Consider the following 15,175-nt stretch of genomic DNA (forward strand, 5'->3'; position numbering starts at 1 on the left):
GGTGAGATGACGGCAGACAACGGTGCATTGCCGGTGCTCTACGCCGATGCGTACATCGCGGTGGTCAACAAGCCGGCGGGCGTCATGGCGCACGACAGCAAGCTGGCGCGCGGCGAGACCGACTTCGTCGCCGACCGCCTGCGTGCGCAGTTCGGCGAGCCGATCTTCCTGATCCACCGGCTGGACCGCGCCACCAGCGGCTGCCTGCTGGTGGCGTTCGATCGCGAAAGTGCATCCACGTTGGGAAAAGTGCTGATGTCGCGCGAGGTGGAGAAGGACTACCTGGCCGTGTGCCGTGGCTGGCCGGAGCCGGACTTCATCGTCGACCATCCCATCGATGGCGGCCCCGGCAAGCCGGAGAAGAAGCCGGCGCTGACGCGCTTCGTACGATTGGCGACCGGCGAACTGCCGCTGCCGTCGGGCGACTTCGATACGTCACGCTACGCGTTGCTGCGCTGCCAGCCGGAAACCGGGCGTTTCCGCCAGATCCGCCGGCACCTGAAGCACGCCTTCCATCACCTGATCGGCGACACCAGCCACGGCGATGGCCGGCACAACCGCCACTTCCGCATGCAGGGCGTGCACCGCATGTTGCTGCACGCGGTGCGGCTGTCGTTCCCGCATCCGTCGACCGGCGAACGCATCGAAGCGGTGGCGCCGCTGGATGCGGAGTTCCTGAAGGCGTATGCGCTGTTCGGGTGGGAAGCCGACCTACGCTAGCCATGCTCTTCCTGTAGTAGCGACGTAAGTCGCGACCGCAGAAATGAATTGTCGGGATCGCCAGACAAAGAGCGGCCTGTCCGATGCATGCTCTTGTCCAGCAGCGCTGAGGACTGCCGCAGCGTGCGGTCGCGACTTACGTCGCTCCTACCGTCGCTCCCACAGAGAGCAGTGTCACGCCACCCGCATCGCCGCGAGCACCATCAGCGCCACGGCGCACAGCATGCCGATCAGCCAGATGAAGCTGCGCAGCGATTGCTTGTCGGCCAGGTAGAACACGCCGTGCAGCACGCGCGCCACCACGAAGGCGATGGCCAGCGGCGTGATGGTGTCCGCCGGCACGCCGGCCAGCTGCGCCATCAGCACGCCGGCGACGAAGGCGGGGAACGCTTCGAAGCCGTTGAGGTGCGCCGCGTTGGCGCGCTGCACCTTGTAGTTGCCTTCCTGCTTGGCGACCCATGCGCGCGGATTGCGGTTGTTGTAGCGCTCGCCCGAGCGCTTGGCGATGAAGACCCACAGGTACGGCAGCAGTGCGGTGACCAGGATGCACCAGTAAGCGATAGACATGATGTTTCCTCCGAGGATGGCGCAGGGTAGTGGGTACGGCAGTGGGGAGTCCATGGGCGGTTGCCCTCTCCCTGCGCAGCGGGGAGAGGGTGCCCGAAAGGGCGGGTGAGGGGCGAACGGAGGCATTGTCTTGGATCGCGCACTCGCATTGCCGAGTTCGACGATGGCGGAGAAACATCGCGCAGAACATCATCGCGCTCGCCCCTCATCCGCCCTCCGGGCACCTTCTCCCCGCACGCGGGGAGAAGGAACAAAAACGGCGCCCTTCGGCGCCGTCTTCGTTTGCAGCTGAGCGCGTGGCTTACTTTGTCGCGGGCGCTGCCGGACGCATCTTGTCACGAGCCGCCTTGAAAGGATTGCCTTCGTACCAGTTCGGCCAGGTGCCGGCCACGGCCAGGTCCTTGCCGACGCCATACAGTGCCTGCAGGTCCTGCACGACGCCGTCCAGCTTCCATCCCGCGTGCATTTCGTCACTCGGCTGGTGATAACGCTTGGCATATTCCTCGCTCGCCGCCTTGCCGGCCTCGACGCCGCCTTCCAGCAGGTCGTTGCCGCCCTTGGCGTACAGCGCCGGCACGCCAGCCTTGGCGAAATTGAAGTGGTCGCTGCGGAAGTAGTAGCCGCCGGCCGGGTTGCCTTCCTCGGCGAGCACGCGGCCCTGCTGGTCGGCGTAGACCTTCAGCATGTCTTCCAGCTGCGAGTTGCCCTTGCCGGTCACCACGAAGTCGCGCGACTTGCCACCCACGCTCATGGCGTCGAGGTTGATGACGCCGGCGATCTTGTCGAGCGGGAAGGTCGGGTGCGCGACGTAGTACTTGGAGCCCAGCAGGCCGGACTCCTCCAGCGTCACCGCCACGAACACCACCGAGCGCGCGGGCTTCGGATCCTGGTGGGCGAACGCCTCGGCGATCTCCAGGATGCCGGCCACGCCGGTCGCGTTGTCGACCGCACCGTTGTAGATGTTGTCGCCCTCTTCGCCTTCATGTTTGCCCAGGTGGTCCCAGTGGGCCATGTACAGCACGGCTTCGTCGGGCTTGCTGCTGCCCGGCAGCACGCCGATCACGTTGCGCGAGGTCTTCTCGGTGATGCTGCTCTTCAGCGTCGCGGACACCTGCGCCTTCAGCGGCACCGGCTTGAAGCCGCGCTTGCCGGCGTTGGCATAGGCCGCGTCCAGGTCGAGGCCGGCATCGGCGAACAGCTGCTTCGCGGCGTCGGCACTCAGCCAGCCCTGCAGCGGGATGCGCTTTTCCGGATCGTCCTTCGCCGGCAGGTCGTACTGCGGGCCGGCCCAGGAGTTCTTCACCACGTCCCAGCCGTAGCTGGCGCCGGCGGTGTCGTGCACGATCAGCGCGGCGGCGGCGCCCTTGCGTGCGGCTTCCTCGAACTTGTACGTCCAGCGGCCGTAGTAGGTCATGCGGTTGCCGCCGAACAGCGTCTCGTCCTTGCCATGGAAGCCGGGATCGTTGACGAACATCACCACGGTCTTGCCGGTCCAGTCCTGGCCGGCGTAGTCGTTCCACTGCTGCTCCGGCGCATCCACGCCGTAGCCCACGAACACCAGCTCGCTGGCATCCAGCTTGACGTCGGTCTGGCCGGTGCGGGTGCCGATGACATAGTCGGTGCCGAACGTCAGGTCGCGCGCGCCCTTGGCCGTGGTCAGCTTCAGCGTGGTGGCGGATTCGTCCGCGGTGGTCTCCACCATCGGCACGTCCTGGAAGTAGCTGCCGTTGTTGCCCGGCTGCAGGCCGATGCGCTTCATCTGCGCCTCGAGGTAGGCGGCGGTCTTCTCTTCGCCGGCCGAGCCGGGCGCGCGGCCCTCGAATGCTTCGGACGACAGCGTCTTCACCATGTCGGCGAAGTCGGCCTCGGTGATGTCGGCGGTGAAGGTGTGCGCCGCGGCGGGCGGCGTGGCGGCTTCCGGCGGCGCGGCGGGCGCCTCGGGTTCCTGCTTGCACGCGGCCAGGGCGGCGGTGGCGGCAAGCACCAGCATCAACTTGCGGGGCATCGGGATTCCTCAACGAACGGAATCCCGATTCTAGCCACAATGGGCGGCCCGGACCCGTGCCGGACCGCCCGTGCGCGGGGTTACTCGGTAGGTGCGGTGTCGGTGCTGAACGGTTTGGCGGTGGCGCCGGTCACCGGGCCGATCTTGGCGCTGGTGTGCACGTACAGCACGACCGGACGCTCGAACAACAGCGGGCCGGTCACCTCGGCGTTGGGGCCGATCACGATGCGCGGCGGCTTCTTGTTGTCGGTGTTGAAGAAGCCCGTGGACTTCTGCACGCGCAGGCCGCCGCGGACCTTCGAACCGACGCCGACGGTGATGTCGCCGCGTACCGTCGTGATCTCGCCGCCGACCTGCGTGCTGACGATGCCGATGGCGCCGTTGACGGTTTCGATGTCGCCACCGACCACGCCGCCGCGATCGATGAAGATGCTGCCGTTGACCGTTTCGACGTCCTTGCGGACGTTGACGTCCTTGCCCGCGCGGATCGAGCCGTTGACGGTCTCCAGCGATTCGGCCACGGCCTTGTCGCCGATGTTGATGCTGCCGTTGACGGTGCTGGCGTCTTCGGTGGTGGCGCCTTCGCCGATGCGGATGCTGCCGTTGACGGTGTCCAGGTCGCCGTAGGTCTGGCCGGCGTCGGCGGTGATGCTGCCGTTGACCTTGGAGATTTCCTGCTGCGCGAACGCGGGCGTGGCGGCCAGGGCCAGGGTCAGCAGCAGGGCGGTGCGGGGACGGATCATGGGGTTGCCTCTTGGGTGGTCTCGTATCGGTCTGATGCACCGGCGTGACGGAGGGTTTAAACACCGCCGTGCCGGAGTGGATGGCACCATGCTTCGCTACAATCGTCACCTGCCTGAAGTCACTGGAATCTCCCCCGTGTCCGCATCTGCCCCGTCCGTGAAGCGCCCCAAGCCTGTCGTGCTGTTGATCCTGGATGGCTGGGGGCACCGTGAAGATCCCGCCGACAACGCGCTGGCGCAGGCCAATCTGCCGAACTGGCGCCGCCTGCTGGCGACCGCGCCGCACACGTTGATCCATACCGAAGGCCGCCATGTCGGCCTGCCGGACGGTCAGATGGGCAATTCGGAAGTGGGCCACATGAACCTGGGCGCGGGCCGCATCGTCTACCAGGACCTGACCCGCATCGACGCCGCGATCGAAGACGGCAGCTTCTTCGCCAACGCCGAGCTGGTCGCCGCGTGCGACGCGGCCAAGGCCGACGGCAGGACCCTGCACGTGTTCGGCCTGCTGTCGCCGGGTGGCGTGCACAGCCATGAACTGCACATCTTCGCGATGCTCGACCTCGCCAAGCGCCAGGGCGTTCCGCGCGTCGCGGTCCACGCCTTCCTCGACGGCCGCGATACGCCGCCGAAGTCGGCCGAGCCCAGCCTGCGTGCGCTGCAGGACCGATGCGCGACGCTCGGCAATGCGCACATCGCCTCGGTCAGCGGGCGCTACTACGCGATGGACCGCGACAAGCGCTGGGACCGCGTGCGGCTGGCGTGGGATGCGATGGTCGAGGCGAAGAGCGAGCACCATGCCGCCAGTGGCGTGGCCGCGCTGGAAGCCGCGTATGCGCGCGGCGAGAACGACGAGTTCGTGCTGCCCACCGTCATCGACGGCGCAACGCCGATGGCCGATGGCGATGCGGTGGTGTTCATGAATTTCCGCGCCGACCGCGCGCGCCAGCTGACCGCGGCGTTCGTGTCGCCGGCGTTCGACGGCTTCGAGCGGCGCGTGCCGGCGCTGGCGCGTTACGTCTGCCTGACGGAATACGATGCCAAGCTGCCGGCGCCGGTGGCGTTCGCGCCGGACGACCTGCGCGAGACCTTCGGCGAGCTGCTGGCCGAACATGGGTTGACCCAGCTGCGTATCGCCGAAACCGAGAAGTACGCGCACGTGACGTTCTTCTTCAGTGGCGGCCGCGAAGATGTGTTCGCCGGCGAGGAACGCATCCTGATTCCCAGCCCGAAGGTCGCTACCTACGATCTGCAGCCGGAAATGAGCTGCCCCGAACTGACCGAGAAGCTGGTGGCGGCGATCGGCTCGGGCCGGTTCGATGCGATCGTCTGCAACATCGCCAACCCCGACATGGTCGGCCACAGCGGCGACCTGCAGGCGGCGATCCTCGCCGCGCAGGCGGTGGACAAGGCGATCGGCGAGGTCGATGCCGCGGTGCGCGCCGCGGGTGGCGCACTCATCATCACTGCGGACCACGGCAATCTGGAAATGATGCGCGACCCTGACACCGGCCAGCCGCACACTGCGCACACCGTGGGTCCTGTCCCGCTGGTTTATGTGGGCGAGCGCGCGGCGACGTTGCGCAGCGGCGGTGCGCTCCGCGATGTCGCACCCACGCTGCTCGACCTGCTCGGCCTGCCGCAGCCGGCCGACATGAGCGGCCGCAGCCTGATCGCCCCCTGATGCCGCACCGCACGCGCGCCGCAGGCTTCGCGATCGTGCTGGCTGCGCTCTCGGTCGTCGCGGCCGCACCTGCGCAGACGTCCCGCGAGGCCGAGCAGAAGCTGCAGCGCGTGCGCAGCGAACTGAAGTCGATCGCGCAGGAGCGCCGCAAGCTGGAGGGCGAGCGCGGGACGGCGTCGCGCCAGCTGCGCGATGCCGACGAGCAGGTCGGGCGCACCACGCGCTCGCTGTCCGATACCGAAGCGGCGTTGCGCCGCGAGGCTGCGGCGCTGGAGGAGCTGCAGCGAAAGCGCGATGCCATGCGCGCCCAGCAGGCCGCGCAACGTGCGCAGCTGGCTGCCCTGGTGCGCGCAGCCTACCAGCGGGGCGACGACGCGCCGCTGAAGGTCCTGCTGTCGCAGGATCGCGTGGCCGACGCCCATCGCCTGCTGGCCTACCATCGCTATGTGCAACGCGACCAGGCGAACCGCATCGCGTCGCTCAACACCGAGCTGGCCGCCCTGGACGAGGTGGAGCGCGACATCGTCGCCCGTCGCGCGGACCTGGACGCCGCGCGCGCACGGCAACGCCAGCAGGTGACGCAGCTGGAAAAGGACCGCAGGACGCGCGCCCTCCTCGTCGCCGACCTCGACGAGCGTTACCAGGATCGCGCCGCCAAGGAGAAAGCGCTCGGCCAGGACGCACGCTCGCTCGAGACACTGCTGAAGAACCTGCGTGCGGCGGCCGCCCGCGCCGACGCCGAACGCCGTGCCGCCGCACGCCGCGCCGCGGCCCAGGCCGCGGCGGCGAAGAAGCGTGACCCGGCCGGCACCGGTGCGCGCCCATCGCGCGACAACGCCCCCCCGCGCCCGGCCGTGGCGTCTGCGCCGCCGCTGAAGGTCGGCGGACTCGGCTGGCCGGTGTCGGGCAGCCTGCTGGCGCGCTACGGCGGTCGCCTGCCGGATGGCCGCGCCAGCACCGGCGTGCTGATCGGTGCGCCCGCTGGCACCACGGTCACGGCCGTGGCCGACGGGACGGTGGTCTTCTCGGAGTGGATGACCGGCTATGGCCTGATCCTGATCCTCGACCATGGCAACGGCTACATGAGCCTGTATGCGCACAACGACAGCCTGCTGAAGGACAGTGGCGTGCAGGTGAAGCGTGGCGAGGCCGTCGCGCGCGTCGGCACATCGGGCGGACAAGGGCAGGCTGCCCTGTATTTCGAGCTGCGCCGGAACGGACAGCCGGTCGATCCGGCCTCGTGGCTGCAGCGGCGATGAACGGTGCTGGCGCCCGTAACTCCGCTTGAACATCCGCGCCGCGCGGGTTCACGCATAATCCGGCGAACGTCGCGCCGTGCCGCGGCGTCCTCGCAAGCCTCACCCGGAGTGTCCGCATGACGCAGCGTTTTCCCCTGGCCATCCTGACCGTCGCCCTGCTCGCCGCCACGCCGGCATGGGCACAGCAGCAGGCGCCGCTGCCGGAGACGCCGCCGGTGGTCGCGCCCAGCGACGATCCCGACGCGGCGGAGACCGCGCCGGCGAAGGTGCCGCTGGAGGAAATCCGCCGCTACGTGGCCGTGTTCAACGCGGTCAAGGAAGCGTATGTGGAGCCGGTCGAGGACAAGAAGCTGATGCAGTCCGCGATCCGCGGCCTGCTGCTGGACCTAGATCCCCACAGCACGTATTTTGACAAGGCCGACTCCGAAGCCTTCGACGAACAGGCCAACGGTGCCTATGAAGGCATCGGCGTCGAACTGATGCAGCAGCCTGACCGCACCTTGCTGGTGGTGTCGCCCATCGACGACACGCCGGCGGCGAAGGCGGGCATCAAGTCGGGCGACCTCATCACCGCCATCGACGGCAAGCCGATCAGCGCCGACGACGGCATGGAGCCGCTGCGTGGTGCGCCCGGCAGCAAGATCGTACTGACCATCGTGCGCGACGGTACCCCCAAACCCTTCGACGTCACCCTGGTGCGCGACACCATCCGTGTGACCAGCGTACGCAGCCGCCTGCTGGAACCGGGCTATGGCTACCTGCGCATCAGCGCGTTCCAGACCGATACCGCGGCCGACTTCCAGAAGCAGATCGACAGGCTGCAGCAGAACGGCAAGCTGCGCGGTCTGGTGCTGGACCTGCGCAGCAATCCCGGCGGCCTGCTGCTCGCCGCTGTGCAGGTGGCGGACGATCTGCTCGACAAGGGCAACATCGTCAGCACGCGCGGACGCATGTCGATCAGCGACTCCAAGTTCGATGCCACGCCCGGCGACCGCCTGAACGGCGCACCGGTCGTGGTGCTGGTCGATGCCGGTTCGGCCAGCGCATCGGAAGTACTGGCCGGTGCACTGCGCGACAACAACCGTGCGCGCGTGGTGGGCAGCCGCACCTTCGGCAAGGGATCGGTGCAGACCGTGCTGCCGCTGGACAACGGCGATTCGGTCAAGCTGACCACGGCGCGCTATTACACGCCCAGCGGCAAGTCGATCCAGGCCAGCGGCATCGTGCCGGACGTGGTCGTGAAGCCCGAGCAGGGCGGCAAGCCAGGCGCCGCCGTCCTGGGCCAGGATGGCCAGCTGTACATCACCGAAGCCACGCTGCCGGGCCACCTGCGCGGCGATGAAGAAGGCGCCGCCGGTTATACGCCCGGCGATGTGCTGGATGGCGAAGCGCCGATCCAGGCCGCGTTGGCGGAGCTGAAGAAGGTTGCCGCGACCGCGAAAGCGGACAGCGCGGGCAGTACCTCGCGGCGCTGACGGCGCGCGCCCGTCACCGGGCGCTCGGCTCCGCCTCCGCGGCGCTCGCACTGCGCATGATGCGGTTGAACAGCGGCGTCGCCATCAGCGTGGTCAGGATGGCCATCACCACCAGGATCGAGAACAGGCTCGGGCCGATGAGCCCCGCCTGCAAGCCGATGTTGATGATGATGAGCTCCATCAGGCCGCGCGCATTCATCAATGCACCGATCGCCATCGCATCGCGCGAGGTTTCGCCCGCCAGCCTTGCCGCGGCCCAGCACGCGACGGCCTTGCCACCGAACGACGCCAGCAGGATCGCGATCGCCGGCAGCAGCATCGCCGCATCGAAGACGAGCGACAGCTGCGTCTTCAGTCCCGAGTAGGTGAAGAACAGCGGCAGCAACAGCACGACGACGACCGTCTGCAGCGTCGCACGCAGGCGGTCGGTCAGCGCGCCGCGGGGCAGGCAGATGCCGAGCACGAAGCCGCCGAACACCGCATGCAGCCCGATGGCATCCATCGCCCACGCGCAGAAGAAGAACAGCGCCATCACTACCGCGAAGGTCGGTGCAGGCAACGGCCCGTCGAGCGGCACGCGGTTGGCCAGCGGCCGCAGCCAGCGGCGCCCGACCGACAGCATCAGCGCGAGATACACGATGCCGCCGATGATCGCGATCCAGGCCTGGCCCCAGCTTCCTCCGAAACTCGCCAGCACCACCGCCAGGATGCACCAGGCCGCCGCGTCATCCATGGCGCCGGCCGTCAGTGCCAGCGTGCCCAGCGGCGAGCCCGCCAGGCCGCGCTCCTGGATGATGCGCGCGAGCATCGGGAAAGCGGTGATCGCGATGGCGGCGCCCAGGAACAGCGCGGTTTCCAGGAAGCGCGCCTGCGGCGAGAACAGCCCCGGCACCTCGTGCAGCCACGGCGCCAGCGCGAAGGCCAGGGCGAACGGCACGGCGATGCCGGCCCACGACACCGCCAGGGCGCTGCGGTAGCGCGCCTGCAGGTGGGCCACGTTGAACTCCGTGCCGACCAGGAACATGTAGAGCCCCACTCCCACCTGCCCGCCGACATACAGCATGTCCAGCGAGGCCGCCGGGAACAGCGCGCCCTGCATGCCCGGGGCAAGCGCGCCGAACAGGGAGGGTCCCAGTGCCACCCCCGCGATCATTTCCCCGACCACCTGGGGTTGGCCGATGCGTCGCGCCAGCGCGCCCGCTGCCCGGCACGCCAGGATGATCACCCCGACCTGGAGGAAAAAGTAGACCGACAGTTGGGGTGTGGACATCGTCGCCTGCGTTGCCGGATTGCGGACCGGTCAGCGACGCATCATAGGGTCACGGACAACGGGCCAGGAACACCCCGTGCGGCTCAGCGCGGCTTGGCGGGCAGCGGGAACGGCGTCACCACCTTCTCGCCGGTGGTGGCATCGCGGATCGCGGACTGGCCTTTCCGCTCAACTTCCTCCACGCGGATGATGCTCTGCATGGGCAGGTGCAACACCCTGGTCGCGCCGAATTCGTCGCGCAACCGCTCTTCGGTGGGATCGACCACCAACCCTTCGTGGAGATCGAACACCAGGTCGGCGACTTCGGTGAAGCCCCACAGGGCGCTGGCGGCGACACGGCGCGCGTACAGCTCGTAGACCTTGGTGTGGTTGTGGAAGGTGATCTTGTAGAGCGCGTTCTTCATGCGGGGATTATAGGAGCGAGGGCAGGGAAGTGAGAGGAAAGAAGTGGGGCGTGAGCAAAGGCTGTACTGCTCACTCCTCTTCCCTCACTCCTCCCCTCAGTAGCCTTGCCGCTTCCGCATGCGGCGTGCGATCGCCGCGCGCACGAACAGGGCGAAAACCACCCCGAACAGGAAGCCGGCAATGTGCGCCCACCACGCCACCGCACCGAACGCCGGGCCGGTATAGGCGAACACCACCTGCAGCAGCGCCCAGATGCCGATCAGCAACGAGGCGGGTGCCTTCACGAACTCCAGGAACAGGCCCAGCGGCAGCACCACGCCCAGCTTGGCGGTGGGGAACAGCGCCAGGTAGGCGCCGATCACGGCGGATATCGCACCGCTGGCGCCGATGATGACGCGGTCCGGCGTGCCGATGCTCAGGACCGCCGCCACGTTGGCCACGGCACCGCCGACGAGGAACAGCAACAGGAAGCGCCACGGCCCCATCGCCCGCTCCGACGGCAGCCCGAAGATCAGCAGGAACACCAGGTTGCCGAGCAGGTGCGCCCAGTCCGCATGCAGGAACAGCGCAGTGAACAGCCGCAGCACCGTGCCGCTCTGCAGCGACGCCAGCCAGACCTCCGGTGCCACCATCCCGCCGGTCAGTGCGCCCCAGCGGATCAGCAGATCGCCCTGTGCCGCATCTCCCCGCGTCAGCGCCCAACAGAACGTGGCCGACAGCAGGACGAGCAAGGTGGGCGTGGCCCAGCGGACGGGCGCCTTGCGACGGGAGGGGAGCGAAACGAACATGCGGCGGAACTCTACCTGCTCACCGTCCGGCTGCCCATGGTGCATCGCGACGAAACTGAATAGGGGCAATGACTTACGACGGATTGTTAGAGTTTAGTTAGCGGGTATACTGCATACGGCGTCGTATGTCGGGAGGGGCTTCCGGCAGGTCGAAAGGTGGACAACACACCCCGGCCTTCGCGACGCAGACGATCCTTGTACCCACGTCTCCGGAGAGATACAGATGGAATTCACCAAGAACCTGACCCGCGTCACCGCGCTGGCACTCGGCATCGCCGGTGTCCTCGCCTATGGCGATGTGCACGCGGCCGCCTTCCAGTTGAAGGAAAACAGCGTCAAGGCCCAGGGTCGCGCGATGGCCGGCTCGGCCTCCGCCAAGGGCGACGCTTCGGTGGTGGTCAACAACCCCGCCGTCATGTCCACGTTCACCGAGCGCACGCTGCAGGCCGACCTCACCGCGATCGACCTGTCCTACGAATTCTCCGGCGACGGCACCGCCGCGACCGGCACGCCGTTCCAGCAGCCGCTGACCGGCGGCAATGGTGGCGACGCCGGTGACGTGGCCGCCGTGCCCGCCGCGTCGTTCATCCTGCCCCTGAGCGGCGACTTCGAGTACCTGACGCTCGGCATGATGATCAGCGCGCCGTTCGGCCTGAAGACCGAATACGACGACGGCTGGAAGGGCCGTTACCACGCGCTGGAATCGGACGTGAAGATCGTCGACCTGACGCTGGCCGCATCGCTGGAGCTGAGCGACAGCTTCTCGGTCGGCGCCGGCCTGATCTACGAGCACGCCGACGTCACCCTGTCCAACGCCGTGGATTTCGGCACCATCGTCTGCAGCCGCAGCCCGGCCGCGTGCGTCGGCCCGACCGCGCAGTTCGGCCCGCAGCGCAATGACGGCTTCGCCAGCATCAACGGCACGCACAACGGCCTGGGCTGGATCGTCGGTGTCAACTGGCGTCCGAGCGACAAGTGGTCGCTGGGCTATTCGCACCGTTCCGAAGTCGACCACGAGCTGGATGGCGACTCCGTGTTCGAAGTGCCGGCCAACGTCCGCGCCGCGCTGGGCAACAGCGTCTTCATCAACGGCGGCGGCGGTGCCGACCTGACGACCCCGGCGGTCGATGCGTTCAGCGCCACCTACTACGCCACCGACCGCTTCACCGTCATGGCCGAAGTCACCCGCACCGACTGGTCGTCGCTGCAGGAGATCCGCATCGAGTTCGACAACCCCGCGCAGCCCGACTCGGTCGAGGAGTACAACTGGGACGAGAACTGGTTCTACTCGATCGGTGGCGAATACAAGTTCAGCGATGCGTTCACCTTCCGTGCCGGCGTGGCCCGCGACGACTCCCCGGTGAGCCGCCCGTACCGCACCCCGCGCCTGCCCGACCAGGACCGCATGTGGTACTCGCTGGGCCTGACCTGGAACGTGTCCGAGCACTTCGAGCTGAGCGCCAGCTACGTGAAGATCGACATCGTCGATACGCCCGAAGTGGACCTGACCACCAGCACGCGCGCGCGCCTGGTCGGCGACTTCGAAGGCGGCGCCGACCTGTTCGGTGTGTCGATGCAGTACAAGTTCTGATCGCACCACGGATCCGGACCACGAAAAACCCCGCTTCGGCGGGGTTTTTCTTTGCCCTCGCAAACACGCGATCCGTAGCGTGCGCCATGCGCACGACCCGCGGTGATGGTTCATGCATGGTGCTCATGGCGCACGCAACGCCGGCACCCGCCCGGCATGGCGCTTTGAAGCCCCTACCTTGGCGGGAGAGGGGTTGGGTTGAGGGTCAGGCGGAGTGGTGGAGGCTCAGCGGTCCGCACACCCGCATCCGGCGCCCCGGCCACGCCACGCCGTATCGCGTACGGGACAGGCTCTCTTCCCGGAGTGAGAACATCAAGCAGCCGTAGCGTGTGCTGAGCGCAGGGCGCGCGGTGATGGGTTCATGCGTCGTGCGCATGGCGCACGCTATGTCCACCAGACGCTCGAACCCATCTCCCGCCGAGAGCATCCAGCGCACAGCGCACTCGTTGCCGTCAGTACGGCAGCCCCGCCACGTCCAGGTCGATCGACCACAGGCTGGCCGCGCCGGTGAGGAACAGCGTGCGCCGGTCCTCGCCACCGAAGGCCGCGTTTGTGATGTTCGCATCCACGCGGATGGTCGCAAGAACCTGACCGGTCGGCGAAAACACGCGCACGCGCCGTTCGCCGTGTTCGGTCACGTAGATGTTCCCCAGGCAGTCGATGGCCAGGCCATCGCCGCCGCTGATGCGCGCGAGGTCGCGTCCGTCGCCCGGCACGCCGTTGCGCAGGGGATAGGCGCGCAACACATCGCCGTCGTCGGTGCCGCCGGCCACGTACAGGGTGCCGCCCTCCGGCGACAGTGCGATCCCGTTGGGGTTGCGCAGTGTGTCGTCGACCACGTTCGTGGTGCCGTCGCGATAGCGGTACACCCGCGTCAGCGGCTGGCCACCGGGCGCGGCCTTGCGCTGGTAGTCCGGGTCGGTGAAGTACAGCGTGCCGTCGGCGGCCATCACCAGATCGTTCGGCGAATTGAACGGCGCGCCCTCGAAGGTCGAGACCAGTGCCGTCCGCGTGCCGTCGTCCAGATCGACGCGCGCAACCTGTTTGCGGTCGTGCGTGGCGGCGATCAGGTGGCCTTCCGTATCCAGCGCAAGCCCGTTGCTGCCACTGTCCTCCACCGCGGTCTCCCAGCGGTCCGGCGGCGTGAAGCGGCGGATGCGCGAGGGAAAGCGGCCGCTGTGCACGAAATCCGACAGGTACAGCGCGCCGTCCTTCCACACCGCGCCCTCGTACAGGCGGTCCTGGCCGTCGTCGGCCTTCGCGGCGGCCACGCGCGTGGCCGTCAGTTCGCCCGCGGGTGCACGACCCGGGTCGGCCGGGCAGACCGAACGGTAGGCAGATGCATGAGCGAGCGGCAGGGCGCCGCACAGGACGAGGGCGAGGGCAAGGCGATGGCGTCGCGGCATGGCGGTCTCTTACTCAGGCGGGATGCCAGCGTACCTCGATCCGGTTGCGCCCCTTGTGCTTGGCGTCGTAGAGCGCCTCGTCGGCGAGCCGGATCAGCGTTTCGCAGGGGGCATGGCGGTCGGCGGAGAACGAGATGCCCAGGCTCACGGTGACGCGGATGTTGCGATGGGCGGGCGCGAACTCCAGCATCATCACCTGCCGGCGGATGCGTTCGGCCAGGGCGTGCGCGGTGTCGGCCTGCGTGTTGCGCAAGACCAGCATGAATTCCTCGCCGCCCAGCCGCGCGAACAGATCCTCGCTGCGGATGCAGCCGCGAACCACGTCGGAGAAGCGCTGCAGTACCCGGTCGCCGGTTTCATGGCCATGGTCGTCGTTGACCGCCTTGAAGTGGTCCAGGTCCAGCACGATCACGGCAAGCCCGTGCTCCCCGGCGGCTCGCGTGCCGAGCGCCTGCAGCTCGTTGTCCAGCCCGCGCCGGTTCAAGGCGCCCGTCAGCGGATCGAACAGCGCGCCGCGCCGCAAGGGCTCCGCCGCACGGAAACTGGCCAGCATCAGCATGCAGAAATTGAGCAGGAACCAGATGGACAGGTCCAGGTTCACCCACATCGGGTTGGGGCCGTAACGTCCGGTCAGCGCCGCCAGCAGGTCTCCTCCGTACAGCCACAACAGCACCCCGCAACCCACGATCATCAGGCGCGCCGGGACGTGGTCGGGCGCACCGTGCAGCGCGAACAGATGCCGCACCATGACCAGCAGCACGATCACTTCCGTGGCGCTCATCGCCGCGCCCTGCGCCTCCACGCCGCCCCCCAGGGCCACGCCAGCCAGCGAGAAGCCCAGGCACAGCGGCAGCAATGCGCGTTCCCACAGGGCCAGCGCGCGCTGTTGCACGAACTGGATGATCGACCATGCCAGTCCGACCAGCCCCGCGCACGCGAGCACGCCACCGGCACCGGCGATGCCGTCCGCGAGCGATTCATTGCCGGCGCGCACGAGCGTCTGCGCCGTGCCGTCCAGCATCGCCGCGCCGAGTGAATAGAGGAAATGCGCCACGCCCCAGGTGGCGATGCCGCGCACGCCGCGCGAGACCCTGCCCACGTAGAGGAACAGCACCAGCAGCACGGCGGCCAAGGCGCAGTCGCTGAGCAGCAGGTTGTAGAAGTCGGTCGTCATGCGTCGGTGGAGCCCTGCTGGCCTTTGAACATCCTGTCGCTGCAGGAACGCAGGAAACGGCGCATTCCGGCAGGCTCGCGGCGCGATG

At 68.2% G+C, this 15,175-nt stretch carries 12 protein-coding genes and 1 pseudogene; 5 read left to right on the top strand and 8 right to left on the bottom strand.

Annotated features, from left to right (window positions below):
• The first annotated feature begins 6 nt into the window (after positions 1–6).
• Positions 7–720, top strand: a complete 714-nt coding sequence (locus tag ACSQ19_RS07960; RefSeq protein ID WP_435996044.1) for a pseudouridine synthase — start codon at positions 7–9, stop codon at positions 718–720.
• Between the two features lie 174 nt (positions 721–894).
• Here the strand turns inward: ACSQ19_RS07960 and ACSQ19_RS07965 are convergent, their stop codons facing one another.
• The 3 genes from ACSQ19_RS07965 to ACSQ19_RS07975 all read right to left on the bottom strand — a co-directional run bounded on the left by ACSQ19_RS07965 (position 895) and on the right by ACSQ19_RS07975 (position 4,032).
• Entirely contained in the window at positions 895–1,287 is a 393-nt protein-coding gene (locus tag ACSQ19_RS07965) for an MAPEG family protein (RefSeq protein WP_435996046.1), read from the bottom strand.
• A gap of 301 nt (positions 1,288–1,588) precedes the next feature.
• Positions 1,589–3,292 (bottom strand): M28 family metallopeptidase, encoded by a 1,704-nt coding sequence (locus ACSQ19_RS07970; RefSeq protein WP_435996048.1) that lies wholly within the window; start codon positions 3,290–3,292, stop codon positions 1,589–1,591.
• A gap of 80 nt (positions 3,293–3,372) precedes the next feature.
• Complete coding sequence (locus tag ACSQ19_RS07975; protein ID WP_436000906.1) at positions 3,373–4,032, bottom strand: hypothetical protein; 660 nt, start codon at positions 4,030–4,032, stop codon at positions 3,373–3,375.
• A 139-nt stretch (positions 4,033–4,171) separates the two neighbouring features.
• Here ACSQ19_RS07975 and gpmI point away from each other — a divergent pair, with 139 nt between their 5' ends.
• The 3 genes and pseudogenes from gpmI to ACSQ19_RS07990 form a co-directional block, all read left to right on the top strand.
• The gene (gpmI, locus tag ACSQ19_RS07980) at positions 4,172–5,719 is read left to right on the top strand and encodes a 2,3-bisphosphoglycerate-independent phosphoglycerate mutase (RefSeq protein ID WP_435996050.1); all 1,548 of its coding nucleotides are present in this window, start codon (positions 4,172–4,174) and stop codon (positions 5,717–5,719) included.
• Positions 5,719–6,978: a murein hydrolase activator EnvC family protein gene (locus ACSQ19_RS07985; protein WP_435996052.1), complete on the top strand. Its 1,260-nt coding sequence runs from the start codon at positions 5,719–5,721 to the stop codon at positions 6,976–6,978. The genes gpmI and ACSQ19_RS07985 overlap by 1 nt, the downstream gene beginning before the upstream one ends.
• Before the next feature lie 116 nt (positions 6,979–7,094).
• Positions 7,095–8,432: pseudogene (locus tag ACSQ19_RS07990) on the top strand (S41 family peptidase); the annotation flags it as partial.
• A 34-nt stretch (positions 8,433–8,466) separates the two neighbouring features.
• On the opposite strand, the gene ACSQ19_RS07995 reads toward ACSQ19_RS07990, so the two are convergent.
• From ACSQ19_RS07995 to ACSQ19_RS08005, 3 genes are all read right to left on the bottom strand, one after another.
• Positions 8,467–9,723 (bottom strand): cation:proton antiporter, encoded by a 1,257-nt coding sequence (locus ACSQ19_RS07995; RefSeq protein ID WP_435996054.1) that lies wholly within the window; start codon positions 9,721–9,723, stop codon positions 8,467–8,469.
• 83 nt (positions 9,724–9,806) lie between these two features.
• Positions 9,807–10,127 carry a DUF1820 family protein gene (locus ACSQ19_RS08000; protein WP_435996056.1) on the bottom strand — a complete coding sequence of 107 codons (321 nt, stop codon included), beginning with the start codon at positions 10,125–10,127 and terminating at the stop codon, positions 9,807–9,809.
• 96 nt (positions 10,128–10,223) lie between these two features.
• Entirely contained in the window at positions 10,224–10,916 is a 693-nt protein-coding gene (locus ACSQ19_RS08005; RefSeq protein ID WP_435996058.1) for a rhomboid family intramembrane serine protease, read from the bottom strand.
• Between the two features lie 223 nt (positions 10,917–11,139).
• On the opposite strand from ACSQ19_RS08005, the gene ACSQ19_RS08010 reads away from it, so the two are divergent.
• Positions 11,140–12,507: an OmpP1/FadL family transporter gene (locus tag ACSQ19_RS08010; protein ID WP_435996060.1), complete on the top strand. Its 1,368-nt coding sequence runs from the start codon at positions 11,140–11,142 to the stop codon at positions 12,505–12,507.
• 452 nt (positions 12,508–12,959) lie between these two features.
• On the opposite strand, the gene ACSQ19_RS08015 is transcribed toward ACSQ19_RS08010, so the two are convergent.
• Positions 12,960–13,913, bottom strand: a complete 954-nt coding sequence (locus tag ACSQ19_RS08015; protein ID WP_435996062.1) for an SMP-30/gluconolactonase/LRE family protein — start codon at positions 13,911–13,913, stop codon at positions 12,960–12,962.
• Positions 13,914–13,926: 13 nt separating this feature from the next.
• Positions 13,927–15,087 carry a diguanylate cyclase domain-containing protein gene (locus ACSQ19_RS08020; protein WP_435996064.1) on the bottom strand — a complete coding sequence of 387 codons (1,161 nt, stop codon included), beginning with the start codon at positions 15,085–15,087 and terminating at the stop codon, positions 13,927–13,929.
• Between the last annotated feature and the right edge of the window lie 88 nt (positions 15,088–15,175).

Origin of the sequence: Pseudoxanthomonas sp. LjRoot127 (genome assembly GCF_964253495.1) — a bacterium.
Classification (GTDB): Bacteria; Pseudomonadota; Gammaproteobacteria; order Xanthomonadales; family Xanthomonadaceae; genus Pseudoxanthomonas_A.